This is a genomic window from Pseudoalteromonas tetraodonis (assembly GCF_002310835.1).
Lineage (GTDB): Bacteria > Pseudomonadota > Gammaproteobacteria > Enterobacterales > Alteromonadaceae > Pseudoalteromonas > Pseudoalteromonas tetraodonis.
Genome location: NZ_CP011042.1, coordinates 563,071 through 589,993 on the forward strand (window position 1 = coordinate 563,071; position 26,923 = coordinate 589,993).

The following is a 26,923-nucleotide window of genomic DNA, read 5'->3' on the forward strand; positions in this document are numbered from 1 at the left end:
CTTTGGTTATCGTGCGTTGGTGCTTTCAAATATTTTGTCTGCAGAGGCTGCGACAAAACCGGTGTAAATTTCACCATCAGGTTTTGGATAACGAATAGCAAACTCGTAAAAACAGCTAGGAATGCGCATATCGCCATCGCTAAAGGTTACGGCGTACTCATCAGCTAATGTTGATGATTGCTCTAATAGCACCTCTGGTGAGCCTTTTACTTCGCCTCCTGAGGTATTAAGTGAAAAACCTGCATCTTTAAGAGCTTGGTTTACATCATGGATGTTATCAAACTTAGCTAAGGTATTAATGTTCACAGTAAAGTGATTTGCACGGTAACCCCACGCAGACATCCACGCCGCATATTCGCTCTCTGCTAATAGCTTTTTGTAAGTATCAGTGCTTACTTGCCAATGTGTACCTGAATATAAAAAGTTATCGGCAGTCACCGCACTTTCGTCAATTTGTGCAACCATATCAGTAACAATTGCTTGAAGCTCAGGTGAACATTTTTCAACTAATAACTCAGAAATAAACACTTTAGGTTGCGTTGGATCGCTGTGCTCGTAGTGCTTAGCGTAGAGTTTTTTTGCTTCAAAATGGTACTCACCACATTCTTTGTAGCCAATGGCTAAAAAGTGTGCAGCTAGTTTTTCAAGGCCTACTTTTTCAATATTAAAAGTACGCAGCGCAATATGATCGTTGATTATGTCGTCTTTTTGCGTTGAGCCTAATAGGTCATGAATTTTGTCAGCCGATGGCGTTACGCTTAGGTAGTTTTGCCACAGGTTATCAAATAATGTGTTTACATCAGTATGCATGGTAAATCCTTAAATCTATTTAAATTGTTATTCAATTATTAAGCCCGGCGCGAGGGTTTGCGGTAAGTTAACTTTTTCTGACTCTACAGAGGCCACTGGGTATGCGCAATAATCTGCAGCGTAGTATGCACTGGCTCTGTGGTTGCCACTGGCACCTATACCACCAAATGGCGCTGCGCTTGATGCGCCTGTAATAGGGCGGTTCCAGTTAACAATGCCGGCACGAATACGTTTTAAAAAGTGACTGTAATCATCTTCGCTATCAGCAAGTAAACCAGCAGATAAACCAAAGCTGGTGTTGTTTGCTTCTGTTATAGCGCTATTGAAATCAGTGTAACGATATACTTTTATAAGCGGGCCAAAGTGTTCTTCATCGGCAATTTCGCTTATATTAGTGACATCAATAATGCCTGGGCTTACAAACCCAGTGCCTGATTTTAACTGTTTAAGCTCAACAAGAATCTCAGCACCTTGTTTAACTAGCTCAGCTTGCGCTGCAACCATGCCTAATGCGGCTTTTTCACTGATCATGGCACCCATAAAAGGTTGATCGTCCGCAAAGCTATCGTCTACTAGGATATTTTTGGTGGCGCTGATCAGCTTTTCTAAAATAGCATCGCCATTGGGCGACTTTTCAATAAATAAACGGCGTGCACAAGTACAGCGTTGGCCAGAGGTGATAAAACCCGATTGAATAATATCGTGCACGGCGGCGCTAACATCAGCAACATCTTTAACCACTAGCGGGTTATTACCGCCCATTTCAAGCGCTAAAATTTTACCTGGGTGGCCAGCAAATTGTTTATGTAATAAATGACCTGTGTTTGAGCTACCAGTAAAAAATAGGCCATCTATATCTTGATGTGAGGCAAGCGCTTTACCTGTTTCTAACTCACCTTGAACAAGGTTTATAACCCCTGCAGGTAACCCTGCTTTTAACCATAGTTCTAAGGTAAACTGCGCTACATGAGGAGTTAATTCTGATGGTTTAAATACCACGGTATTACCGGCTAGTATGGCTGGTACAATATGGCCGTTTGGTAAATGCCCAGGGAAATTATACGGACCAAAAATAGCGACCACACCGTGAGGTTTGTGGCGAATAAAGGCTTTTGCACCAGGCATTGGGTTTTCGGTTGTACCAGTACGTTCATTGTAAGCACGTATCGCAATGGCCACTTTGCCTGTCATCGCGCCCACTTCTGTGCGTGTTTCCCATAGCGGTTTACCTGTTTCACGAGCAATAATAGTGGCAAACTCTTCGCTGTGTTCTTTTAGTTGGGCTACGAAGTTTTCTAAAATAGTAATACGTTGCTCAATTGGCATGTCTGCCCATTGAACTTGCGCGGCTCTTGCCGCTTTTATGGCACTGTCAACTTGCTCTGCGTTGGCGCCATTACCTTGCCATACAATTTCACCATTACTTGGGTTAATAGAATCAAACGCAGGGCCTTTGCCTACAAGCCATTGATTATTAATTAGTTGTGTGTTCATAAATAATGTTACAGGCGGAAAAATCGCGCTGCATCTCCTTGTTTTAAATGAAGTGCATCAGCTACTTCTTGGCTGATGATTAAGGTGTGCTTTGCCTGATTGTAATGAGCATGTTTGGTGAATGTGGCTCTGAAATCACTAACCCCTTGATTACAAATAGCAAGGGTGTCTGAGCTTTGCTCATTGATATGTTCAAGCTCGCCAATAGTAATAGGGCACACCTGTGAATCACGAATACTGCGAATATTACCGAGCTTTGCTTCTACTGTGGGGCCTGCGTCAAATAAATCAACATATCCGCGGTGTTCAAAACCTTCTTTTTCAAGCAGTTTAAGTGCTGGTTTGGTTTTATCATGCACATGGCCAATCACCGCTTGTGCTTTTTTACTCAGCAAATTCACATAGATAGGATATTTAGGCATGAGTTCGCTAATAAACACTTTATCGCCTAACCCCACTAAATGGTCGGCTTGTGGGAATTCAATGCTAAAAAAGTGTTCCTGCAACCATTGCCAAAATGGCGAGTGACCGTCTTCATCGCTAACACCACGCATCTCAGCAATTACTGTGTCGGCAAAGCGCTCACTGTGTTGCGCCATAAATAAAAAACGTGAACGTGATAAAAAACGTCCCGTTAAGCCTTTTCTACTGTCTTCACGTAAAAATAAAGTACATATTTCTGAGCAGCCAGTGTAGTCATTACACATACTCAAAATATCTACGGTATTGTAAACGTTTAAAGTGGGTGAATGGTGAACGGTTTTACCTAGATGATAATGATACAAAGGTACAGATAACCCGACGGCCGCTTCTATGGCGGTAGTACCAATTACCTTGCCGGTTTCACTGTCTTCTAAAACAAATAGATAGCTTTCGTCGATGGGCTTATCTACGTTTTTAGTAAAACTGTTTTGCGCACGATCAATTTTTTCTTGTAGTTGCCCATCATCGACAGGTAAAGAGGTAAAGCCATGGCCAGACTCAATAGCAATCTCTTTAAGTGCTGCAAAATCATTGACAGTAATAGGACGTAATACTTGCATTAACTACTTGCTCCAACAACATATAAAATCCTGAGGTAAACGTGTGTTTGCCTCAGGACTTAGTTATGTTTTACTTAGTTATTAACCGTTTACTACATCTCTTACTGCTTTTTCAAAGCGAGCTAAGCCTTCTTTAATGTCCTCAAATGGGATCACTAATGAAGGTGTAAAACGAATAACGTTCATACCGGCTACTAAGTTCATTAAGCCGTTATTTGCACTTGCTACTAAAAAGTCACGAGCACGGCCTTCAAATTTCTCATTTAATACCGCACCGATTAGTAAGCCTTTACCACGGACTTCGCTAAATACATGGTATTTTTCATTAATTGCATTTAAACCATCACGGAACATTTGTTCACGCTCTTTTACGCCATCTAATACAGCAGGCGTATTAACGGTATCAAATGCCGCTTCTGCAACAGCACAAGCCAACGGGTTACCACCATATGTAGAACCATGCGTGCCTACTTTTAGGTGTGCTGCAATTTCCGTGGTGGTGATCATAGCGCCAATTGGAAAACCGCCACCTAAGGCTTTAGCCGTCGTTAAGATATCAGGAATAACATCTAAGCCTTCGTATGCGTATAAGTGACCTGTACGGCCAACGCCGGTTTGCACTTCATCAAAAATAAGTAGTGCGTTGTGTTTAGTACACAGTTCACGTACTTTTTGTGCAAATTCATTGGTTGGTGGCACAATGCCGCCTTCACCTTGTAATGGCTCCATCATTACCGCACAGGTATCATCACCAATTAAGGCTTCAAAAGCGGCAATATCATTGTAGTCACAATGCACGATATCAGCAGGTTTTGGACCAAAACCGTCAGAATAAGCAGCTTGGCCACCCACTGTCACAGTGAAAAATGTACGACCATGAAAACCTTTATTGAAAGCAATAATTTTAGTTTTTTCAGCACCAAATTTATCCAGTGCAAAGCGACGTGCTAATTTTAATGCTGCTTCGTTTGCTTCAGCCCCTGAGTTTGCAAAGTAAACTTTTTCAGCAAACGTGGCATCAACCATTTTTTTAGCTAGACGAAGAGCTGGCTCATTGGTCATTACATTTGATAAGTGCCAAATTTTTTCGCCTTGCTCTTTAAGTGCACCGACTAATGCAGGATGGCAATGCCCTAAACAATTAACTGCAATACCACCGGCAAAATCGATAAATTCGTTATTGTTCTGATCCCACACACGTGAGCCTTCACCGCGAACAGGAACAACAGCTGAAGGGTTGTAATTAGGGACCATTACGTCGTTAAATAAATCTCTGGTTACTTGCATTTTTACACCTAAATTATTCACATAAAAAAATACGTTGCTGAAAAAATAACGATAAGGTCAGGATGATTCAGCAATACAATGTGTTTTACTTATTAAAAATGTCATTATCAAAGGTTATGAATGAAATTTGCAGTGCTATTTTGTGAAAAATGATTAGAATAATAGTCAAATTAACGAATTTAATTAGCATTATGATAACTCCCCAAGATGAAAAACTACTCTCAGTATTAAAAACGAACGCCCGCGCTAGCATTTCTGATCTTGCAAGGCATTTGAGTTTATCTCGTTCAACGGTGCAAAGCCGAATGCTAAAATTAGAGCAAAGTGGGATCATTAAGGGTTATAGCGTTGACTTTGGAGATGACTTTTTAAATAGCTTGGTCTCTGCGCATGTTTCAATAAAAGTAAAACAGAAGCTAACAACAAAAACTAATATTGAATTAAAGCAAATTGATGCGATTTCTCAGTTGTATGCAATTAGTGGAGAGTTTGATTTAATTGCTATTGTAGAAGCACAGAACCTTGAGCAGTTAAGCCACTTGCTGGATGATATTGGTAACTTAGATGGGGTAGAGCGTACCCGTTCATCGGTTATTTTAGAGACTAAATTTAAGCGTTAATTCGATTTATTTAGTACATTCAGTGAGCATTAATTATTTGCATTTAAGCTAACTTGATTGTAGTCTACTTGATATTAGGAACAAGGAATGTTTTTAACCAAATCAATAGGTTTATAGCCCTGCATTTGTTGCAATCCTCCAGTACTTAAAAAATCTCATCAATACAGTTATTAATCTTATTAGCATTGGCTAATAAGGTGTGAGTGAAATAGGACGTTTTTGGCACCACTGCGCAAAGACTTTACAAGGAAAAGTTATGAAATACACAACAATGGCTGCTGTGGCATTATTAATAGGTGGCTCATATTTAAGTGCAAAAGCGACTTTATTTGACCCTGCACAGAGCATAACGGTTGAAACTTACAGCGATATATTCTTCAAATTAGAATCCTCTCCTGTCAGCATTAATGAAATTATTACCGGGGCGAGTCAATTTGCCGATAGCTTGTGTGATGAAAGCATCTACCAAGAAGTAATTGGCGAATCGGTAAATTCATGTAAGCAAAAATTCAAACAATCTCAAGCACAATGTGCTGAGTTTATAATAAAAAATAACGAGCCTATGTACACTGATAAAGTGGCTATAACACAGCTCTCTGAGAAGTTTATTAATTGCATGACCAATAGCTAAAATAGCACTTACAGTTCTTAATCTATTAATAATGCGGCTCCTAAACTGGATGAGCATTGATGCTTTAATTTTTATTTAGCATATTCCACTGCGTGGTCTATGCATAAATTTTATTAATGCTCAAACGCCCAGTTTGCTTTAGGGAGTACAATGCAAGAAAATTTACTGAATTCAGTCATCAAAATAACAAAAAATAGAGATGTAGATTCTCTTGAATATAGTTTGATATCGACCATCCAAGAATTTATAGGCTGTAAAGAAGTCTCAGTTTATAAAGATATAGAAGTTCAAGGCCAACTGACTATTGAGCAAAGTCTTTGCTTAAAAGTCACGGGTGAAAAGCAATTCGAGTGGGTACAACGACAAATTGTTGCACAGCCTGAGGATGAACTTCTATCGTGTTTACGTTCTGCCTGTATTATTACTGTTCAGTCTGCCGATGGAATTGAACGCCGTTGGCTCCCCATTACCCGCCAAGAAAAAACAGTTGCTGCCATTTCTGTGGTTTCAAAAAGTTTAGATAGTTCGGCTCAAGTGATGCTAAATGCTTTTTGCCGCATATTTGAAAACTATTTAGTGATACTCCATGAAAACGAAAGAGATAAATTAACGGGGCTGTTAAATAGACAGACATTTGAGAAAAAAATAAAACAGCTAATTGAAAAACAAGTATTAAAAATGCACGGCTCATCCCGAGATAAGGATAAAAGGCAACAAAAGCAGGCATCAACATCTTGGCTGGCTATTTTAGATATTGATCATTTTAAAAATATAAATGATCAATACGGTCATATCTGTGGAGATGAAGTGTTACTCGTATTAGCGCAAAAAATGCGTCACTTTTTTCGCTCAACAGATTTAATTTTTCGTTTTGGTGGGGAAGAATTCGTGATTGTTTTTGAGCCCACAGACGCTGACTCAATCAGTAATAAAATGGCTGAATTTATACAGCTCATTAGAGATACATCGTTTCCTTTTGTTGAAAATATGACGATCAGTGCTGGTTTAGCGCGTATTAGTCCTTATGATTTTCCAATTGCAGTGCTAGAAAGCGCAGATAAAGCGCTTTATTATGCAAAAAATAATGGCCGAGATAAATTTTGTATCTATGAAGATTTACTTGCCGAGAACTTAATCAGTGTACAAGTTAATTCCTCAGAAATAGATTTATTTTAAACTACTGCGGCTGAGGATGGCTTCGCTGCACTTTCACTTTGGTTACTTGGTCGAGCTTTATAAAATAAACATTGCCGCCAATGCCTTTGAATTCTTCATCGGTAAAGGCGATGGTATTGTCATCATAAAAGGTGATTGCCTCTTTTTGGGTTACAATACCTAAGTCAATTTTAAATACATCGCCAGAGAAAAACTTATCGCCTTTAAAGTTTTCAAACAGCCAAATACTGGTTGAATCTAATAGTGCGAGCTTTGTTCTATCTGGGCTAAGTGCTGCGGATGTGATCCAGCAAAGCTTTTCCATGGTGGTGCACGTTTTAAATGAATCTATCAGCTGGGCATCAAAATTCGCTGCATGGTCACCTACTTTGTAAACGTTAGTAATTCCATCGAATGGCTCTGTGCGATTTTTAGTAAACAAGTATAAATGTCGACCAAAAGCCACAAACGCTTCTAAGTCATAATTACGTTGATCAGGTTGTATTGGGCTGCCATCTAATTCTGGGTAGGTAAACTTTATAATTTCAGCTTCTGTTGTATTGGTTTTTATATCTATGGGGTTTTCTATTTTATAAATTGTTAGCCATTTACGTTCATTTTTATTATTACCAAAGTCGCCTAAAAAGAAATGACCAAACTTATTTTGCGTCATATCTTCCCAGTCTATATTTTTTGCATTCGTGACGAGTACTTCTTTTGCAATTGAACCATCGTCATTGAGCCTATAAAGCTTAGGCTCGTCGCCACTATCGTTAATAGCCCAAAGCCGTTTATGTTTATCAAACTCAATGCCTGAAATTTCTTTTAGTTTTGGGTCTACAGAGACCACCTTTTTACTATATAGTGTATAAATTGAACTGCCTACAACAGCCGTAATGATGCTAAAGACGATAACAGAAGTAATAAGGATGCTTTTTTTCAACATTGTATTTAAGTGTTCATCGGGTTGGCTGAGTAGATAGTTATTATCGCTGATGATGTTGTTAAGCTAAAGGTTTTTATAGTTTTAATGTAGTAATAAAAATTAATAAGTATGTGTTTAAGGACAAAAGCAAATTAATTAGCTGTTATGGTGTAGTTGGTTTAAAAGTTGCTCAGTTGCAGTGCTTACTTAAAAATCAGTTTTAATGGTTAAAATTGCACCAAACCAGTGCGGTAAAATAAATAACGCACTGTAATAATGCGTAAATAAAGTTTTGATTAACTTTAAAGCTGTTTTTATGTGAATGAATGGATTCCACATCGCCTTTTTAAGCTGTTTGGCCTGTGGCAAAGATGAATAACCCTTATGGTTTAGTTGGAGCCTATTATGTTGAATAAACGCTTTTTTAAAACAAAAAATGAAGCAGAAGTAACCTTTGAATTTTCTCACCCAGATGCAGATGATGTCTGTTTACTTGGAGAATTTAATGATTGGCAGCCGGTGCCAATGAAGCACAACAAAAAGCTTGGTGTATTTAAATGCAAGCAACGTCTTCCCGTTGATAAAGAGTTTCATTTTCGCTATTTAATAAATGGTAAACAGTGGGATAACGATCATCAGGCTGATGGGTATATTGCTAATAATTTTGGTACAGAAAATAGTATAGTAAATACACAACGCATTAATTAAGGTCGCTGAATGGACGCACTATCGCAATTGTTTTATTTGCATGGTATTGGTTACGAATACACTAAGTATACGGGTGAACACGTTATATTTAGCGAAGACACCCGTAAATCTGCTTTGCACTGCTGTGGCGTTGACACACGTGATACGGCGCAAATAACCCAGTTAAATTATCAATTGGATGCGGCTACGTGGTTAACACTCGCACCTGCTGTTAGCATAATAGATCAGGCTAGTAATGTGCTAAAGGTGCGTGTTAATGAAGCTGATACGCATCACAAAATTACATTAACTGTGGCAGCATTAAATATAAAGCTGCAATTTGAACACATTGCTCAGTATGCAGCATTAGGTGAGTACTTTGTAAATGGGTGTCGTTATATAGAAATAGCGCTACCACTGACGCATTTACCAACCGGCTATTATGATGCGTTATTAACGATGGGTGAGCAATCAGCGAAAACACAAATTTGGTCGACCCCTAAACAAGCCTACCAAATAGCGGATAAAAAACGCTTTGGCTTATCAATTCAGTTATATACATTAAAAAATAAAGCCGGACTCGGGATTGGCGATTTTAGTGATTTACTTGAGTTGGCAACCTTATGTGCAAAGCAAAATATGGACTATATTTTACTTAACCCATTGCACTTATTGTTTGCAGATAACCCTGAGTGCGCCAGCCCCTACAACCCAAACAATCGTGCCTTACTCAATCCGCTATATATCGCAATTAATTTATCGCCAGACAGCTTTAACAATTCGGATTTAACTAAGTTGTTATCTGCTAATACCTCAAGTAAATACAGCGACCAAGGTGTAGCCTTTATTGATTATAAAACGGTTACTGAGTGTAAATATGCTGCTTTTAAGCTGCTTTTTAAGCATTTTCAACAACAGGGCAGTCAAGCACGGCAAAACGAATTTAGTGCGTTTTGTAAACAGTACAGTGATGTACTTGCTATGTTAGAAACCACAGAGCCCACATTTGAATATTACCTCCAATGGCAAGCACACAGCCAACTTACGCAATGCCAACAGCATTGTATTGCCCAAGGGATGGCGATTGGTTTAATTAATGATTTAGCGGTGGGCTGTGCTAATGAGGGCACTGAATTTAAATATCAGCAGGGATTATTTAGTCAAGATGCAACCCTTGGCGCACCACCAGATCCTTGGGCACCTAACGGCCAAAATTGGGGGCTGCCAGCAATAAACCCGCAGCGCCTTGCTGACAATAACTATCAGTTTTATCGTTCACTCATACGCGCCAATATGGATGCAGTAGGCGGGTTACGAATCGACCATGTAATGGCGATTAGGCGTTTGTGGTGGTGTTTCATAAACAATAATACCCAAGATGGCTGTTATGTGTACTACCCATTTGAGCATTTATTAGCAATTTTAAAAATTGAATCTCATCTTAATCAGGCCATAGTAATAGGCGAAGATTTAGGGGTTGTTCCACCGGAGGTAAAAGAGGCACTGGTTGATAGTGGCATTTTCTCAAACAGCTTATTTTATTTTGAAAAACAACAAAATGATGAGTTTGTAAACAGCGATGACCTTAGCGATCAATGCCTGCTGATGATAGCCAATCATGATGTACCGCCATTTGTGGGCTGGTGGCAGCATAGCGATTTAAAAATTAAACAGCAGTATGGGCTGATTGATACTGATGAGTATCAGCAGTTAGTTCAGCAGCGAGAGCAAGAGCAACACCGGTTATTACGCTTTTTAAACCCACAAAACACTTCCTTGTCACTTAACACGGATGCTTTTGACGTTTATAGCACTTTGGCTGTATGTTTAGCTAAATCGCCGTCTCGTTTATTTGCATTACAGCTTGATGATTTAGACAAGCAACACTACCCAGTCAATATTCCTGGCACCGATAAAGAGTATCCTAATTGGCGACGGGTACTCACACATACGTGCGACGATATTTTTAAAGATAATGCTGCTCTTTTGGCTGCAATACATTCAATAAGGAATGCGTAAATGGGCAGTACTAAAAATAGGGTATCAACGCAATTAGTTGATTATGACGCACAGGTAAACGCATTAACTGCAGGGCGATTTAAAGACCCGTTTAGTTTTTTAGGCGCGCACAACACCCAAAGTGGCACTGAAATACGCGTGTATTTGCCAGCGGCATTACGCGTCGAACTGTTAATTGATGGTCAAGTTATTAGCGCGTTACGCTATAAACACAGTGATTTATTTATCGCTGAGTTATCAAGCATGCCTAGCAGTGTTTACCAATGCCAGGTTAGTTATGAAAATAGCGATGTTAGATTTTATGATGAATACAGCTTCAGCAGTACATTGGATGAACAGGCTATGTACTTGTTTAACGAAGGTAGCCTTGAGCATGCTTATACTCACCTAGGTGCGCAATTTACTACACAACAAGGGGTAGATGGTGTTCGTTTTTGTGTGTGGGCGCCTAATGCCGCCAGTGTATCGGTTATTGGTGAGTTTAATTTTTGGCAAGCGAATCGCCATTTTATGCGATTTCATCCGGCAAGTGGGGTATGGGAATTATTTATCCCGGGTTTAAGTGCAGACATGTGCTACAAATTTGCTATTACTACGCTCAGTGGCGAAGTTTTAGATAAAGCCGATCCTTTTGCATTTAAAATGCAGCAAGCACCGGGCACTGCCAGTATATTACAGTACAAACCAGCGCCTATTTTGCTAAGTGAACAAGCGATTATAAATCGCCAAAAGCGTAATCATATTGATGCCGCTATTAGTATTTATGAAGTGCACTTAGGCTCTTGGCAACGCGCTGAGCATAACCGTTACTTAAGCTACACCGAGCTTGCAGATAAGCTTGTAGGCTACGTGATTGAAATGGGGTTCACGCATTTACAACTTATGCCGATCAGTGAATACCCGTTTGATGGCTCTTGGGGTTATCAGCCAGTAGGGCTGTTTGCACCTACGAGCCGCTTTGGTGATTACAACAGCTTTAAATACTTAGTTGAGCAATGTCATAAAGCTAACATAGGCATATTACTTGATTGGGTTCCTGGGCACTTTCCAAGCGACCCACATGGCTTACATTGCTTTGATGGCACCCATTTATACGAACACGCTGATATGCGCCAAGGGTTTCATCCTGATTGGAACACCTATATTTATAATTATGACCGCCCTGAAGTAAAAAGCTTTTTAATTTCTAATGCGATGTATTGGCTTAGCCAATTTGGCATAGACGGACTGCGTGTAGATGCGGTGGCGTCAATGCTTTACCTTGATTACAGTCGTAAAGAAGGACAGTGGGTAGCTAATTGTTATGGCGGTCGAGAAAACTTAGGGGCAATAGAGTGCCTAAAACAAGTGAACTTACGCAGTTATAAAAATAACCCCGGCATTATGATGGTTGCCGAGGAGTCAACGGCTTGGCCTGGGGTCACGCAAAGTGTTGAACACAATGGCTTAGGTTTTGGTTATAAATGGAATATGGGCTGGATGAATGACAGCTTAGATTATATGCAGCAAGATCCGTTATTTAGAAAATATCACCATCATAAAATGACATTTTCTATGGTGTATGCATTTAGTGAAAATTATATTTTACCGCTCAGTCATGATGAAGTGGTGCATGGCAAGGGATCACTACTAAACAAAATGCCCGGTGACGATTGGCAGCAGTTTGCAAACTTACGTGCTTATTATGCGTTTATGTGGGCACATCCAGGCAAAAAATTACTGTTTATGGGCGCCGAAATAGCACAGCGCAAAGAGTGGGATCATGACCATTCACTAGACTGGCACTTGCTTGAGCATCAAAGCCATCAAGGGATTCAGCATACGGTTAAACGTCTTAATCAAGTGTATCAAGCGCATCCATCTTTATATGAGCTTGATAGCTGTGCAACGGGCTTTTCATGGATAGATAATAATAACAGCCAGCAGAGTATGTTTAGCTTTATTCGTTATGCTAAAAATGCTGACCACTTTATGGTTATTGTCGCTAACTTTACACCAACGGCTTATCAACACTATACCTTAGGTGTGCCAGCGAAGGGCACATATAAAGTGGTATTAAATACCGATGAAGTTTGCTTTTTTGGCTCAGGTTATCGTGTCACAGAGGATAAAAACCAGCTTATCCATTCAGTCGTTCAGCCAAGTCATGGGTTTGATCACAGTATTACAGTTAATATTGGTGGCTTAACCACACTTTACTTAGAAAAGGTGAATGATGAGTAATTGCTTTGAGGTTACTCAGGGTGCGCCTTTGCCACTGGGTTCGAGTGTACAAAACCAAGGCGTTAACTTTGCCTTGTATGCCCCTAATGCAAGCCAAGCTTTTGTGTGCTTATTTGATAAAAGTGGTCATACAGAAATATTAAAAATAGCCATGAATATTAATGAAGGCGGCGTATGGAGCATTCACATAGCCCCATTAAGCACAGGCGCATTGTATGGCTTTAGGGTTGATGGCGAATACAGCCCAGAAAAAGGCATGTTGTTTAATGAGCATAAATTACTGATTGATCCGTATGCAAAAGACTTGTTTAACGAATTTACTTGGAGCGAACGTCATTACGGGCAAATGCCCATTGGCACTAAAAGCGTGGTTAATAATGCGATAGATATGCCTAAATCAAAAGTGACTGCGCCGGTTGCTTATTCAAATAATAAGCCACAGCATAGTTGGGCCAATACCGTTATTTATGAGTGCCATGTTAAAGGTGCTACCTGTCGCCATCCTGATATCCCTAAAGCGCTACAAGGGACATTTTTAGGTTTGAGTCATCCCAGTTTTATTGAGCATTTAAAAAGTTTAGGGGTAACGGCTATTGAGCTTTTGCCTGTGCATGCTTTTATAAGCGAACAGTTTTTAACCGCTAAAGGACTGCAAAATTACTGGGGCTATAATAGTCTTAATTTTTTTACTCCTCATAAAGACTATTTGGTTAATGACGATATAAACGAATTTAAACAAATGGTGAGTGAGTTACATCGCGCCAATATTGAAGTTATTTTGGATGTGGTATACAACCACACCGCAGAGGGAGGAAATGATGGCCCTATTTTATCTCTGCGAGGGCTCGACAACCTGACATATTATCGCACCATTGAGGGGCAACCCAATGTTTATATTAATGATACAGGGTGTGGCAATACGTTAAATATCGATCACCCTAAAACCTTACAATTGGTACTCGACAGCTTACGTTACTGGGTTGAAGTTATGGGCGTTGATGGCTTTCGATTTGATTTAGCCACCATTTTAGCGCGTTCAAATACGGGCTTTAGTGCGTCTCACACCTTTTTACAAGCAATTGCCCAAGATCCTGTGTTAAATAAAGTTAAACTGATCAGTGAGCCGTGGGATATAGGCCCTGGTGGTTATCAGCTTGGTGCATTTCCTTCACCTTGGCGAGAGTGGAACGATCAATATCGTGATGTGATTAAACGCTTTTGGCAAAGTGAAAAAGGCATTATTAGTGATGTCGCAAAGCGTTTACATGGCTCGTTTGATATTTTTGAACACAGTAACCGAGGCCCGCTAAATAGCATTAACTTTATTACCAGCCATGATGGGTTTACGTTAGCCGACTTAGTCAGTTATGAGCAAAAACATAACCAGGCCAATGGTGAAAACAACCAAGATGGCCATAGCGCTAATTATTCGTTTAACTGCGGGATTGAGGGATTTACCAGCGACCCAGAAGTAATGAGTTTGCGCTTACAACAACAAAAAAACTTTCTACTCACCTTATTACTCTCCAAAGGCGTGCCAATGATAGCCGCTGGCAGTGAGATGGCGCACTCGCAAGGCGGTAATAATAACGCTTACTGTCAAAATAATCGCACCAGCTGGCTTGCCTGGAAAGACTCACAACTGAATCATTCATTGATTCAGTTTATTGATGATGCGCTAAAAATCAGGCGTGGTCACAGTGCATTTAAACACAGTGTGTTTTTGGATGATATTGATGAGCGCTTCACCGTTAAGTGGTTTACCGAGCAAGGTAAAAAAATGGATGAAACACATTGGCATGAAGATACACGGCAATTTTTAATGTATAGCTTACTTGATAAGCAAAATAAGCATGCGTTATTAATTATTCTTAATGCTAGTAAACAGCCTGTGGTCTGCCAATTACCACAATCGCCCATTATCGCGCCATGGACGTTAGTATTATCAAGTGTAAATAACGCATCATCTGTTATTCAAGAAGATGCAACCGTAAATATTTCAGCACAAAGTAGTTGGGTTTTTAGTGCCAATTTAGAAGGCGATGATTATGACTAAGCAAGACGAGCAAGTGTGTGTAGTAAAAGGCTGGCAAGCAGGCCCAGTGATTGACGAAAGTACTTTAAGTGATGATTTAACACGACACTTTTATTACACCTTAGGGCGTGATGTGGTGGGCGAGTCACAGCTGTATTTGTATCATGCATTAGCACTGACGATCAGAGACCGGTTAGTGGCACGCTGTAGGGAAACCAATCAACAAATAAAACAACAAAAACGCCGTAAAACAGCCTATTTATCGTTAGAGTTTTTAATGGGCAGAGCGCTGGGTAATGCAGTATTAAATTTAGATTTAGAATCACAAGTTACAAAGGCACTGCAAGCTTACTGTACTGAGCTTGAAAGTGTTGAACAAGCTGAGCATGATGCCGGTTTAGGCAATGGCGGCTTAGGGCGACTAGCGGCCTGTTTTTTAGATAGCTGTGCCAGTTTAGCGCTGCCAGTGGTCGGTTACGGTATTCGTTATGAATATGGCATGTTTAATCAGTCAATAAAAGAGGGTAATCAGGTTGAGCAACCAGATAACTGGTTACGAGAAGGTCATCCTTGGGAATTGAGCGCACCGGAGCAAGCTAAACGGGTTAAGTTTTCTGGTTATGTACAAAGCTACACCGATAAATTTGGCCGTGAGCATCGCCAATGGATCAGTTCTCAAGATGTATTAGCAGTGCCTTATGATGTACCTATTCCGGGCTATAAAAATAATATTGTTAATACCCTTAGACTTTGGAAGTCTGAAGCAACGGACGAATTTAACTTAACAGAATTTAATGCTGGAAGTTATTCTGAAGCGGTAGCACAAAAAAATCTCGCTGAGCAAATAACCATGGTGTTGTACCCTAACGACAGCAGTGAAAATGGTAAAGAGCTGAGATTACGTCAACAATACTTTTTATCATCGGCAAGTATTCAAGATGTACTTACACAATGGATTGAACAATACGGTAATGATTTTACTGAATTTGCTCAGCATCATGTGTTTCAGCTTAACGATACCCACCCAAGTATTGCGGTTGCCGAGCTTATGCGAATTTTAGTTGATGACCATGAACTGGATTGGGATCAGGCATGGAATATCACCACCAAAACCATGGCTTACACAAATCATACTTTACTACCAGAGGCATTAGAGAAGTGGTCGGTATCGTTATTTGCTAAATTATTACCGCGTATTTTAGAGATTATTTATGAAATTAATGCCCGCTTTTTAGCCGAGGTGGCCATGCATTGGCCAGGTGATGTGCAAAAACAACGGGATTTATCATTAATTGAAGAAGGGGGCGAGCCGCAAATACGTATGGCCTTTTTAGCCATTGTCGGCAGCTATTCTGTTAATGGTGTGGCAGCACTACACACGCAGTTATTAACCGCGGGTTTGTTTAAAGATTTTTATGCGCTATGGCCTGATAAATTTAACAACAAAACCAATGGTGTTACTCCACGGCGCTGGCTTGCATACTGCAATCCGAGTTTAAGCCAGATCATTAGCGAAAAAATAGGCAAAGACTGGATAGGTGATTTTGCACAAATTAGCCAATTACGTCGTTACTACGATGACCCGCAGTTTCATATAAAGTGGCAGCAAGCAAAACAGCAAAACAAACAACGCTTAGTTGATTTAGTAAAACAAAGATGTGGCGTAGAGTTTGATATTAATATGCTATTTGATGTGCAGGTAAAACGTATTCACGAATATAAGCGCCAGTTACTTAACATTTTACACGTTATTCATTTATATGACCGCATACGCCGTGGCGACACACAAGGTATGGTGCCTCGTTGCGTTTTATTAGGTGGTAAAGCAGCACCGGGTTACATGATGGCTAAAAAAATCATTAAACTCATTAATAATGTTGCTGAGGTGATCAATAAAGACCCACAGGTATCTGCTTTTCTAAGAGTCGCGTTTTTACCTAATTATAATGTCACCGCCATGGAAAGCATTTGCCCTGCAACGGACTTATCGGAGCAAGTGTCAACAGCAGGCAAAGAGGCCTCAGGTACCGGCAACATGAAGTTTATGATGAATGGCGCGCTAACAATAGGCACCCTAGATGGCGCTAATATTGAAATACGTGACGCTGTTGGGGCTGAGAACTTCTTCTTATTTGGCGCACAAGCTGAGCACATTGACGACATAAAAGCGCATTATAACCCCAGTGAAATAATTGCGAATAACCCTGATTTGAATAGTGTGATGCACTTACTCGAAAGTGGCCATTTCAATCTATTTGAACCTGGCTTATTTGACGATGTGATTAATGGCATTAAAGGTAACAACGATCCTTGGTTAACCGCTCATGACTTTGCCAGCTATATAGCTGCGCAACGTGATGTTGATAAAGCCTATGCAGATCAAACCTACTGGACTCAAATGAGTATTTTAAATACTGCCGCCAGTGGCTCATTTTCTAGTGACAGAACAATTAGTCAATATTGTGATGATATATGGCATTTAACTCCACTAGATACCACACACCAAACAGTAAAAACAAACACTGACACTAACAGCTGACACTAAACGGAGAGAGTAATATGCCCAGTTATGCAAATCGTTATATAAGTAATTTAACCAGAGAAACCTACGCTTTAATTCTTGCCGGAGGTCGCGGTTCTCGCTTGCATGAGCTAACCGACTGGCGTGCTAAACCCGCCGTTTATTTTGGTGGTAAACATCGTATTATTGATTTTCCACTATCAAATTGCATTAACTCAGGTGTAAGACGTGTCGGAATTGCAACGCAATATAAATCACACTCACTGATTCGCCATGTAAATCGTGCGTGGGGGCATTTTAAAAAGGAATTAGGTGAGTCAGTTGAAATATTACCTGCGTCACAGCGCCATGGTGATGAATGGTATTGCGGTACTGCCGATGCGGTATTTCAAAATATGGATATCATTCGCCATGAGTTACCTAAATATGTGATGATTTTATCTGGCGACCATGTGTATCGTATGGATTATGGCGGGCTGTTGGCAAAGCATGTAGAAAATGGCGCCGACATGACGGTATGCTGTTTAGAAGTACCGGTTGAAGAAGCTGCGGGTACCTTTGGTGTGATGACGGTTGATGAAGAAAGTCGTGTACGTCGTTTTGACGAAAAACCTGCCGAGCCCAGCTCAGTGCCTGGTAAACCAGGCACCTGTTTAGCATCAATGGGAAATTATGTATTTAATACTGAGTTTTTATTTGAGCAGCTACAAAAAGATGCGCAAACAGAGGGCTCAGGGCGTGATTTTGGCCATGATATAATTCCTGCCATTATTGAAGAACATAATGTGTTTGCCTACCCGTTTAGAGATCCCGCACAAGTAGGACAACCCTATTGGCGCGATGTGGGAACTCTAGATTCGTTTTGGGAAGCAAATATGGAACTAGTTATGCCGGAGCCTCAACTGGATTTGTACGATCCTACTTGGCCAATTTGGACTTACCAAGAGCAACTTCCTCCTGCCAAATTTATTTTTGATGATGATGATCGCCGAGGGATGGCGGTTGACTCAACGGTGTCGGGTGGGTGTATTGTTTCCGGCTCGTTAGTGAGAAAATCATTATTATTTTCTAATGTACATATTCGTTCATATTGTACCATTGAGGAGTCGGTTATTTTGCCCGGTGCTATTGTAAATCGAGGGTGTAAAATTAAGCGAGCAATTATAGATAGAAGCTGTGAGATCCCACCTGGATTAGAGATTGGTTTTGATCGTAAAACCGATGAAGCCAATGGATTTCGGGTATCAAAAAAAGGGATTGTATTGGTCACCCGCGATATGCTGATGAAGTTAGACAATAAGTCACATCGTTAATAAATAATAATTAAAAGAGCAAGGCGAAAGCCTTGCAGCAAACTATAAGAGTAAATTAATGCATGTATTAATGGTTGCTGCAGAGAATGATGCGTTACCTAATGCCAAAGTTGGTGGTGTTGCTGATGTTATTCGTGATGTACCAAAGGCGTTAGTGGCGCAGGGGCTGACGGTAGATGTGGTTATTCCTGATTATGGTTTTGAACTAGGTGAGCGCTGTTTTATTGGTGAAGTGAGTGTGGCATTTAAGTCAGAGACCCACGTTTTATCTTTGTTTGAAATTCCACAGAATCAAAAAGGAGTGAGGCAAATAGTTATAAGTCATCCTCTTTTTAGTCAATCATTGAGTGTGTATTGTAACGACAACGATAATAGACCATTTGCTACCGATGCAACCAAGTTTGCACTGTTTAATGCCGCTATTTGTGAAGCCCTGATACAGGGCGTATTAACACAACCCAACACATTACATTTGCATGATTGGCACATTGCCTGTGTGGCCGTGTTACTTAAATTTAACCCTCGTTATGGCAAGCTTGCTAAGCTGCGCTTGGTATATACGGTGCACAATTTAGCTTTGCAGGGAATTCGTCCTTTTAAAGGGGATGATTCCAGCTTAGAAGCATGGTTTCCCTCGTTAAGTTACGACGGGCAACGATTATGTGACCCTCGTTATCCGCATTGCTTTAACCCTATGCGCAGTGCCATTAATTTAGCCGACAAAGTACATGTGGTTTCACCGAGTTATAGCCAAGAAGTGCAAATAGCAAGTAATGACGCCCACGGATTCTTTGGTGGCGAAGGACTTGAACGAGATTTACAACAAGCGGCTGAGCAAGGCAAATTAATTGGCATACTCAACGGCTGTGATTACGCAATTCAAGACGAACATGAAGCAACCTATAGTCAGCTATTAGAGCAAATAGAATCGACTTTGTTTAGTTGGATGGCAAAAAGCGCGCAATTACACAGCAGCCACTACATTGCCCATCAGCGTGTTTTACAATTTATGGCGTGTGATAAGCAAGGGCCACTTGTAACAAGTGTAGGGCGGCTCACTGAGCAAAAAGTATTGTTACTTTGCCAGCAACAAAGCAAAGACCTGACTATTGATTCAGTGTGTCAGATCATTAATCAATTTAAGGGGCGTTTACTTGTACTTGGCTCAGGCGATAGTAAACTTGAACACCTTTTTACCTGCGCCATGGCACGTAATAACAACTTTTTGTTTTTAAAAGGCTATGGGCAAGGTGTTGGCGATTTAATGTATCAATTAGGTGATTTATTTTTAATGCCGAGTTCTTTTGAGCCCTGTGGGATTAGCCAGATGCTCGCAATGCGAGCCGGCCAACCTTGCTTAGTGCACAGTGTCGGAGGTTTAAAAGATACCGTAGAGCATAATGTCAGTGGATTTTGTTTTAACGGCGATACGCTAAGTACACAAGCTGATGCACTCTTGCAGAGTTTAACTGAGGCACTTAGCCTATATCAAACAAACCCTAAGCAATGGCAAGCAATAAAAAGGCGAGCTGCTGATGCACGATTTAGTTGGGATAGTGTGGTAACTGATTATATAACATACTTATATTAAAAAATTTTATAAAGTTCAGTGACATCCGTTCTTATTTACGCTTTAATTACTTAGTCTGGTGGAAATAATATAAAGTAGGTAATGTGTCTGTATTTGTGGCAAGGCAAGCAATACTAAATCGAAATCAAAATGTAGTTGCTTATGAACTGCTATTTCGCGATAGTCCTGAAAATTGCTTTCCTGGTGTATCTGATGGTCAAGCAACGGCGAGGCTTATCATGGAAAACCAGCTTAACCTAGGTACTCGTCACATTACCTCGGGTAAAAAAGCATTGATCAATATTGGCCCTGAGTCGTTAAAACTTGATTTGTGTGATTTTTTACCTTGTAAAGATGTTGTCATTGAATTACTTGAAACCATAGAGCCCACCGACGATACCTACGAGCTATGTCGCAAACTATTTCACAGTAACTACAAATTAGCCCTTGATGATTTTGTTTATACGCCGCAGTGGGAGCGCTTTTTAAAGCTGGTCAACTTAATTAAATTTGATATTCGCCTTACTCCACTTGCTGAAATTCCGCTGGTGGTTAATAAGCTTAAAAAGTACAAAAATATTAAACTACTAGCCGAAAAAATAGAAACCGATGAAGAATATAAATTGGCCCGTAAAATGGGCTTTGATTATTTTCAAGGTTATTATTTTGCGCGCCCAGTGATGATAGAACAAAAAGATATTCACTATAATTACGGCCTAGTGATCGCCATTTACTCGGAAGTAATGAAGCCAGATCCTGATGTTAAAGTGATCACCGGTTTATTTGAGCTTGATGCGGCATTGGCCTACAAGTTACTGCGTTTATTAAATAGCGGTGTGTTTCCGCTACAAAGCCAAATTTCGTCATTAAAACAAGCGTTAGTTTACCTCGGCCAAGCGCGTTTAAAAAAGTTTGTTAGTTTAATTGTCACTGCCCATACAGCACGCTCTAAGCCTATAGAGCTCATGCAGATGTGCGTTATTCGCGCACGGTTTTGTGAATTAATAGCCGCTAAAGTTGCTAAGCAGGTTCAAGGTGAAGCATTTTTAACGGGGCTTTTTTCACTGCTCGATGCTATTTTAGACAAGCCAATGGACTTGCTGGTTGATAAACTTCCATTCCCGGAAGATATAAAAGCAGCGTTAACTGGTGAAAAAAATAACTTATATTATATCCTTGAAACAGTCAAAGCCTACGAAACAGGAAGCTGGTGGGCGCTTGAGAAAGCGGTATTACTGATTAATTTAGACAGTGCTTTTTTACCAAAATTATACAAACAAGCGGTACAATGGGCCGATAGCTATAAAGATAATATTTAGGGAATTCATGCTTTGCGCAATTATAATATGGACTTTATAAGGGGCATAGCCGTACTTGGTCTGGTGTTTATTAACTGTTTTTCCTTCGCTATTTTCGAGCTTAATTATACGCCACTCACAACACCACCACCTAGCGATCAGTTTCTAAACATACTAAGCCTTATATTTTTTGAAGGTCGGTTTCGCACTTTATTCACTTTACTGTTTGGTGCGGGTCTTTATATTCAGTATCAGCGATACCAATGCACTGAGCCACTAAAAAAACGATTACATTGGCTAATTGTGTTTGGCTTAATACATGGTTTTTTATTGTGGGCGGGCGACATTTTGTTTTTGTATGGGGTGTCAGGTTTATTTATATTGCGCTATTTAGATTACACGAATGAAGAGCTTAAAAACAAAGCGGCGCTTTTTACTTTTATTTCTTTAATGACCATTGCCATATTTATGTTAGGACTTAATGAGACGCCCTTATACAGAGATTCCCCCGAGTACTACGAAATATACACTAGTTACTACCAAAGCATCGGTGCTCACTTTAGCCAAAATATAGCAATGAGCGCCTATATGTTGTTGGCTGTGCCTATTTTATTATTGTGGGCTAGTGCTGGGTTTATGCTAATTGGTATTTTGGCTTACAAATACGGTGTGTTTAGTAAAGGGCTTAGTAAGGCGCTGCTTATTAAGCTTATTCTATTAAGTGCGTTATTTATTAGCTTAAGGTTAATGTTAGTGCCATACAATCAAGGTATTGGTTATGCCTTACAAGAGCCTGTTAATGAACTTGCTGCCTTATGTGTTGCACTGCTTTATATTCATTTAATCGTTAAACTTTGTGACAACAGCGCCCACATAGGGGGGCTTATCCAACAAGTTGGACGCTTAGCGTTTACTTTATACATAAGCCAAACCATTATGCAGTTATTATTGTTTAAAGTGTTTTTTCCGCAGTGGACGCTTGGTTTTAATCGACTCGATTATTGGCTGCTCGCCATTAGCTTAGTGATTGTACAGCTTATATTTACAGCTATTTATTGCCGGTATTTTAAGCAAGGCCCGCTTGAATACCTATGGCGTAAATTAGCGAAAATTAACCGCGAAAAAATAGCTTGAGTAGTTTAAACTATGCGCCTTTATATTTAAGAAGATTTGCCTGATGACAGACTTGAAGCGTTTAAATAAATTTATTAGTGAAACCGGGTTTTGCTCTCGCCGCGAAGCCGATAAATATATTGAGCAAGGTCGTGTTACCGTTAATGGCGAATTACCAGAAATGGGTGTTAAAGTTGCCCAATCAGATGTAGTTTTGGTTGATGGTAAACCATTAAAAGCACCACCTAAACGTGTGTATATTGCTTATAATAAGCCTGTGGGCATTACCTGTACCACAGAGCGTAAAATTCAAAGTAATATAGTTAAAGCCGTTAATTATCCTGAACGTATATTTCCGATTGGTCGTTTAGACAGACCCTCAGAAGGGCTGATTTTTTTAACCAATGAAGGCGATATCGTTAATAAAATCTTACGAGCTGGCAATAACCACGAAAAAGAATATGTGGTAACTGTAGACAAACCACTTAATCGTCAGTTTGTAAATAAAATGGCGAACGGTATTCCTATTTTAGATACCGTGACTAAAAAGTGTAAAGTTACTCAGACTGGTGCGCAGCAATTTAGCATTATTTTAACCCAAGGTTTAAACCGTCAAATTCGCCGTATGTGTGAATACTTAGGTTACGAAGTGGTTACACTAAAACGTGTGCGTATTATGAACGTAACTCTCAAAGGCTTAAAAGTAGGGCAGTGGCGACATTTAAGCGACGCTGAAATGGCGGTCATTAACGATTCAATTGCTGATTCAGGTAAAACGCAAGAACACTCACTTTATGATGATACTGAACAGCGCAAGTACACTGAACAAGATAAAAATAGTGGCGCTAAATCTGCTCATAAGCGTGATTTTCAGGGCGGGAAACTACGTCGTGAAAATAATGACGAGCAACAAAAGCACGCTAAAAAAAATAGTCGAAATACCCCTTACCAAAAACGCTCTACTACTTATGTGGGTAAATCAAATACTCACAAAGCAAATACTGCCACAGGAAACAAAACCCGCAGCAGTGGCACGTTAAGCTTAAAAAAGTAATTAAGCTTGTGTAAAAAAGCAAATAAAAACGCAGCCTTAGCTGCGTTTTTTGTTAGCCTACTGTTTGGGGTAATCAATCCTAAATACCACAGTGTATAAAACCGGCACTACAATTAGCGTAAGTATGGTGGCAAACCCTAAGCCAAACATAATGGTGACCGCCATCGACTGAAAAAATACATCGAATAGTAATGGGATCATGCCAAGTATTGTCGTGATAGCGGCCATGGCTACAGGGCGCACACGGCTTACGCCTGAGTCAAACACTGCTTGATATGGCGATTTACCTTCACTCAGTTCTAAGTTTATTTGATCAACCAGTACAATGCCGTTTTTAATTAGCATGCCGCTTAAGCTTAATAAGCCCAGTAGCGCCATAAAGCTAAACGGCGCATTCATCACTAATAAGCCTGCACTAACACCAATAATAGCCAGCGGTACAGTTGCCCAAATAACCAAAGGTTTTTTCACTGAGTTAAACAGTAATACTGTTACTGCAAACATTGCTAAATAGCCCAGTGGTAACGAGCCAAAAATAGCCTTTTTCGCTTTGCTTGATGATTCGAACTCGCCGCCCCATTGCATTTCATAGCCACGGGGTAAATCAATTGCTTCAACCTCAGCGCGAACCCGAGCAAATAATTTTGCAGGCGTTTCATCACCCAAAACATCATGATCTGCCATCACAGTAATGGTGCGTTTACGATCGCGACGCATAATTAAGCTGTCTTCCCACTCAACAATAAATTCATCAACCACTTGGGTAACCGGCACAAACACGCGTAAAACAGGGCTATAAATTTGTAAATCGTGAACACTGTCTACATTTAAACGCTCGCTTGCCGGTGAACGGGCAATAATAGGCAATAATTGCGTACCATCACGATACACACCCACTTGCTTACCCGACAGGCTCGTTAACAGAACTTGGTCAAGATCAAATTTGGTGATCCCCAAACGGCGCGCTTTTTGTTCATTAAATTGCGGACGAATCATTTTAGTGCGTGCACGCCAATCATCTCGAATGTTAAAGGCACCGTCGTCTTTAGCGATAATCTCTTTAGCCTGTGATGAAAGCTGTCTTAAAACAACCGGATCGGGGCCTGAGAACCGCGCTTCTATTTTGGCATCAGTTGAGGGGCCAATCTCCATTGGTTTTACTTTTAACTTTGCTGACAGTGGATGTTGCTTTGCGTAATCGCGCACTTTTTGCATGACTTTTGCGACGGCTTCACGATTGGTGACACGAATAATTAACTGTCCATAAGCAGGGTAGGATTTTTCAGGCGCGTAAGTCAGCATAAAACGCGGCGCACCTTGGCCAACCGTACTGGTGATTTCTGTGACCAGTTCATTCTTTTGTAAATAAGCTTCTAGCTGCTTAATGCCCTCAAGGGTTGCGCGAATATCAGCGCCTTGATCTTGCCAGTAATCGACATAAAACATCGGGGTATTCGAGGCTGGAAAAAATGATTGCTTCACAGCACCAAACCCCACTACAGCGCTGCATAAAAGAGCAACCATAAGGACTAAGGTTGTTTTTCTAAAGCGCATAGCTAAATTTAATATCGCTTTATAACCATTGAATATGATGCCTTGGTAAGGGTCTTCATGCTCTTGATTATGTTCGTGTTTAAATTCGGTTTCTTTAAACATCAAGTGGGCAAAAAACGGCGTGAGCGTAATTGCGGTGATCCAGCTCAAGAGCAAAGAAATAAACAGCACCCAAAATAAGCTACCAGCAAATTCACCACTGGCATCTGAGCTTAAACCAATCGGTGCGAAAGCGGTTATGGCAATAACTGTTGCGCCAAGTAGTGGCCACTTAGTTTGATCGACAATATTAACTGCCGCTTTAAGCTTTGTTTGTCCGCGCTTGAGGTTGATGAGAATACCTTCGGTCACAACAATGGCGTTATCGACCAGCATACCTAGTGCAATAATTAGCGCACCTAATGATATACGTTGTAAGTCAATCGCAAACAGTTTCATAAATATAAAGGTGCCTAATACGGTCAGTAATAATATACCGCCGATTAAAACCCCACTTTTAAAGCCCATAAAAATAAGTAGTACTACAATAACTATTGCAATGGCCTCTATTAAACTAACAATAAAGCCATCTACCGACTGCTCTACTTCTTTAGGTTGGTTATACACTGAGCTAATATCAATACCATGCGGGCGTTGATACTCAAGAGATGCTAAGTGCTCATCTATGTGTTTACCCACATCAACAACATTGACCCCAGACATAAACGACACACCAATAAGCAGAGCCTGTTGTTGATTGTAATGAATCACATTGGTCGGTACTTCAGCATATTCACGGTAAACCTTTGCAACATCGCCTAGATAAATGAGTTCGCTGGCACCTGATTTTGAAATTAATAAGGTTTCAAGTTCTTTTACATCTTTAAATTCACCAGTAGGGTGCAAGCGAATAGACTCATCACCCACGCGAATACGTCCAGCGTTAGATACGGTGTTTTGTGATTGCAGTAAATCATAAATATGACTAGGCGCAATACCAAGTTGGGCAAGCTTTTGCGTCGATACCTCAACCATTACTTGTGGCTGCTGTTGGCCCGCAATTGTAACTTTGCTCACTCCTTTGACTAAAACAAGTTCACGTTTTAAATAATCAACATAGTCTTTTAATTCATCATACGAGTAGCCATCGCCCGTGACGGCAAACATAACGCCGTAAACATCGGCAAAATCATCAATCACATTACTGGGGTAAACACCACTTGGCAGCGACGGGCTAAGGTCGTTTATTTTACGACGCATTTCATCCCATATTTGTCTAAGCTCTTGTTTACGATAGGTGCTTTTCATTTCTACGGTAATTTGTGATTTACCATTGGATGAAATAGAGGTGACATAATCAACATAGGGGAGCTGTTGAATGGCATTTTCAATCGGAAATGTGACTTCTTCTTCGACTTGCTGTGGAGAGGCGCCCGGGTATAAAGTGATCACCATGGCTTTTTTTAAAGTGAATTCAGGGTCTTCCAGCTGGCCTAAATCAAAATAAGATACACTGCCGCCAATTAACAGCAACAGCGTAAACATCCAGCTAATGACTTTTTTCTCAATAGATAGTTGCGCAAAGCCCATAA

Annotated in this window: 19 protein-coding genes; 13 read left to right on the plus strand and 6 right to left on the minus strand. The window is 40.3% G+C overall.

Translation table 11 applies throughout. The annotated features are described in order from the left end of the window. Positions 1-6 precede the first annotated feature (6 nt). The 4 genes from PTET_RS18255 to PTET_RS18270 form a co-directional block, all read right to left on the minus strand. Positions 7-810 carry a DUF1338 domain-containing protein gene (locus PTET_RS18255; protein WP_013463227.1) on the minus strand — a complete coding sequence of 268 codons (804 nt, stop codon included), beginning with the start codon at positions 808-810 and terminating at the stop codon, positions 7-9. Between the two features lie 27 nt (positions 811-837). Continuing rightward, on the minus strand, positions 838-2,304 hold the full coding sequence (gene astD / locus PTET_RS18260) for a succinylglutamate-semialdehyde dehydrogenase (protein WP_076921794.1): 1,467 nt from the start codon (positions 2,302-2,304) through the stop codon (positions 838-840). Positions 2,305-2,312: 8 nt separating this feature from the next. Continuing rightward, complete coding sequence (gene astA / locus PTET_RS18265; protein WP_013463229.1) at positions 2,313-3,347, minus strand: arginine N-succinyltransferase; 1,035 nt, start codon at positions 3,345-3,347, stop codon at positions 2,313-2,315. A gap of 81 nt (positions 3,348-3,428) precedes the next feature. Continuing rightward, entirely contained in the window at positions 3,429-4,634 is a 1,206-nt protein-coding gene (locus PTET_RS18270; protein WP_013463230.1) for an aspartate aminotransferase family protein, read from the minus strand. A 191-nt stretch (positions 4,635-4,825) separates the two neighbouring features. On the opposite strand from PTET_RS18270, the gene PTET_RS18275 reads away from it, so the two are divergent. The 3 genes from PTET_RS18275 (at position 4,826) to PTET_RS18285 (ending at position 7,061) form a co-directional block, all read left to right on the plus strand. Next, positions 4,826-5,254 (plus strand): Lrp/AsnC family transcriptional regulator, encoded by a 429-nt coding sequence (locus tag PTET_RS18275; RefSeq protein ID WP_013463231.1) that lies wholly within the window; start codon positions 4,826-4,828, stop codon positions 5,252-5,254. Between the two features lie 256 nt (positions 5,255-5,510). Beyond that, entirely contained in the window at positions 5,511-5,885 is a 375-nt protein-coding gene (locus tag PTET_RS18280) for a hypothetical protein (protein ID WP_008112502.1), read from the plus strand. Positions 5,886-6,035: 150 nt separating this feature from the next. After that, the gene (locus tag PTET_RS18285) at positions 6,036-7,061 is read left to right on the plus strand and encodes a GGDEF domain-containing protein (protein WP_013463232.1); all 1,026 of its coding nucleotides are present in this window, start codon (positions 6,036-6,038) and stop codon (positions 7,059-7,061) included. A gap of 1 nt (position 7,062) precedes the next feature. On the opposite strand, the gene PTET_RS18290 is transcribed toward PTET_RS18285, so the two are convergent. Continuing rightward, the gene (locus PTET_RS18290; RefSeq protein ID WP_013463233.1) at positions 7,063-7,986 is read right to left on the minus strand and encodes a hypothetical protein; all 924 of its coding nucleotides are present in this window, start codon (positions 7,984-7,986) and stop codon (positions 7,063-7,065) included. A gap of 384 nt (positions 7,987-8,370) precedes the next feature. On the opposite strand from PTET_RS18290, the gene PTET_RS18295 reads away from it, so the two are divergent. The 10 genes from PTET_RS18295 (at position 8,371) to rluF (ending at position 23,798) form a co-directional block, all read left to right on the plus strand. Then, a complete protein-coding gene (locus tag PTET_RS18295; RefSeq protein ID WP_013463235.1) occupies positions 8,371-8,673 on the plus strand; it encodes an isoamylase early set domain-containing protein in 303 nt (100 codons plus the stop codon). A 9-nt stretch (positions 8,674-8,682) separates the two neighbouring features. After that, positions 8,683-10,671: a 4-alpha-glucanotransferase gene (gene malQ / locus PTET_RS18300; protein ID WP_013463236.1), complete on the plus strand. Its 1,989-nt coding sequence runs from the start codon at positions 8,683-8,685 to the stop codon at positions 10,669-10,671. Further along, complete coding sequence (glgB, locus tag PTET_RS18305) at positions 10,672-12,894, plus strand: 1,4-alpha-glucan branching protein GlgB (RefSeq protein ID WP_013463237.1); 2,223 nt, start codon at positions 10,672-10,674, stop codon at positions 12,892-12,894. It begins immediately after the preceding gene. Beyond that, complete coding sequence (glgX, locus tag PTET_RS18310; RefSeq protein WP_013463238.1) at positions 12,887-14,950, plus strand: glycogen debranching protein GlgX; 2,064 nt, start codon at positions 12,887-12,889, stop codon at positions 14,948-14,950. The genes glgB and glgX overlap by 8 nt, the downstream gene beginning before the upstream one ends. Further along, a complete protein-coding gene (locus tag PTET_RS18315; protein ID WP_096039083.1) occupies positions 14,943-17,468 on the plus strand; it encodes a glycogen/starch/alpha-glucan phosphorylase in 2,526 nt (841 codons plus the stop codon). The genes glgX and PTET_RS18315 overlap by 8 nt, the downstream gene beginning before the upstream one ends. A gap of 20 nt (positions 17,469-17,488) precedes the next feature. Further along, positions 17,489-18,763, plus strand: a complete 1,275-nt coding sequence (gene glgC, locus PTET_RS18320; protein WP_013463240.1) for a glucose-1-phosphate adenylyltransferase — start codon at positions 17,489-17,491, stop codon at positions 18,761-18,763. Positions 18,764-18,821: 58 nt separating this feature from the next. Continuing rightward, a complete protein-coding gene (locus PTET_RS18325) occupies positions 18,822-20,354 on the plus strand; it encodes a glycogen synthase (protein ID WP_013463241.1) in 1,533 nt (510 codons plus the stop codon). A gap of 83 nt (positions 20,355-20,437) precedes the next feature. Continuing rightward, positions 20,438-21,652, plus strand: coding sequence for an EAL and HDOD domain-containing protein (locus tag PTET_RS18330; RefSeq protein ID WP_016899728.1), 1,215 nt, complete (start codon positions 20,438-20,440; stop codon positions 21,650-21,652). A gap of 27 nt (positions 21,653-21,679) precedes the next feature. Next, a complete protein-coding gene (locus tag PTET_RS18335; RefSeq protein WP_013463243.1) occupies positions 21,680-22,765 on the plus strand; it encodes a DUF418 domain-containing protein in 1,086 nt (361 codons plus the stop codon). 43 nt (positions 22,766-22,808) lie between these two features. Further along, complete coding sequence (gene rluF / locus PTET_RS18340) at positions 22,809-23,798, plus strand: 23S rRNA pseudouridine(2604) synthase RluF (protein ID WP_090493105.1); 990 nt, start codon at positions 22,809-22,811, stop codon at positions 23,796-23,798. A 57-nt stretch (positions 23,799-23,855) separates the two neighbouring features. Here rluF and PTET_RS18345 read toward each other — a convergent pair whose 3' ends face one another. After that, the gene (locus tag PTET_RS18345; protein WP_013463245.1) at positions 23,856-26,921 is read right to left on the minus strand and encodes an efflux RND transporter permease subunit; all 3,066 of its coding nucleotides are present in this window, start codon (positions 26,919-26,921) and stop codon (positions 23,856-23,858) included. Between the last annotated feature and the right edge of the window lie 2 nt (positions 26,922-26,923).

Coding starts and splice junctions, on each gene's coding strand:
- PTET_RS18255 (WP_013463227.1), bottom strand. CDS start 810: ATGCATACTGATGTAAACACATTATTTGATAACCTGTGGCAAAACTAC.
- astD (WP_076921794.1), bottom strand. CDS start 2,304: ATGAACACACAACTAATTAATAATCAATGGCTTGTAGGCAAAGGCCCT.
- astA (WP_013463229.1), bottom strand. CDS start 3,347: ATGCAAGTATTACGTCCTATTACTGTCAATGATTTTGCAGCACTTAAA.
- PTET_RS18270 (WP_013463230.1), bottom strand. CDS start 4,634: ATGCAAGTAACCAGAGATTTATTTAACGACGTAATGGTCCCTAATTAC.
- PTET_RS18275 (WP_013463231.1), top strand. CDS start 4,826: ATGATAACTCCCCAAGATGAAAAACTACTCTCAGTATTAAAAACGAAC.
- PTET_RS18280 (WP_008112502.1), top strand. CDS start 5,511: ATGAAATACACAACAATGGCTGCTGTGGCATTATTAATAGGTGGCTCA.
- PTET_RS18285 (WP_013463232.1), top strand. CDS start 6,036: ATGCAAGAAAATTTACTGAATTCAGTCATCAAAATAACAAAAAATAGA.
- PTET_RS18290 (WP_013463233.1), bottom strand. CDS start 7,986: ATGTTGAAAAAAAGCATCCTTATTACTTCTGTTATCGTCTTTAGCATC.
- PTET_RS18295 (WP_013463235.1), top strand. CDS start 8,371: ATGTTGAATAAACGCTTTTTTAAAACAAAAAATGAAGCAGAAGTAACC.
- malQ (WP_013463236.1), top strand. CDS start 8,683: ATGGACGCACTATCGCAATTGTTTTATTTGCATGGTATTGGTTACGAA.
- glgB (WP_013463237.1), top strand. CDS start 10,672: ATGGGCAGTACTAAAAATAGGGTATCAACGCAATTAGTTGATTATGAC.
- glgX (WP_013463238.1), top strand. CDS start 12,887: ATGAGTAATTGCTTTGAGGTTACTCAGGGTGCGCCTTTGCCACTGGGT.
- PTET_RS18315 (WP_096039083.1), top strand. CDS start 14,943: ATGACTAAGCAAGACGAGCAAGTGTGTGTAGTAAAAGGCTGGCAAGCA.
- glgC (WP_013463240.1), top strand. CDS start 17,489: ATGCCCAGTTATGCAAATCGTTATATAAGTAATTTAACCAGAGAAACC.
- PTET_RS18325 (WP_013463241.1), top strand. CDS start 18,822: ATGCATGTATTAATGGTTGCTGCAGAGAATGATGCGTTACCTAATGCC.
- PTET_RS18335 (WP_013463243.1), top strand. CDS start 21,680: ATGGACTTTATAAGGGGCATAGCCGTACTTGGTCTGGTGTTTATTAAC.
- rluF (WP_090493105.1), top strand. CDS start 22,809: ATGACAGACTTGAAGCGTTTAAATAAATTTATTAGTGAAACCGGGTTT.
- PTET_RS18345 (WP_013463245.1), bottom strand. CDS start 26,921: ATGGGCTTTGCGCAACTATCTATTGAGAAAAAAGTCATTAGCTGGATG.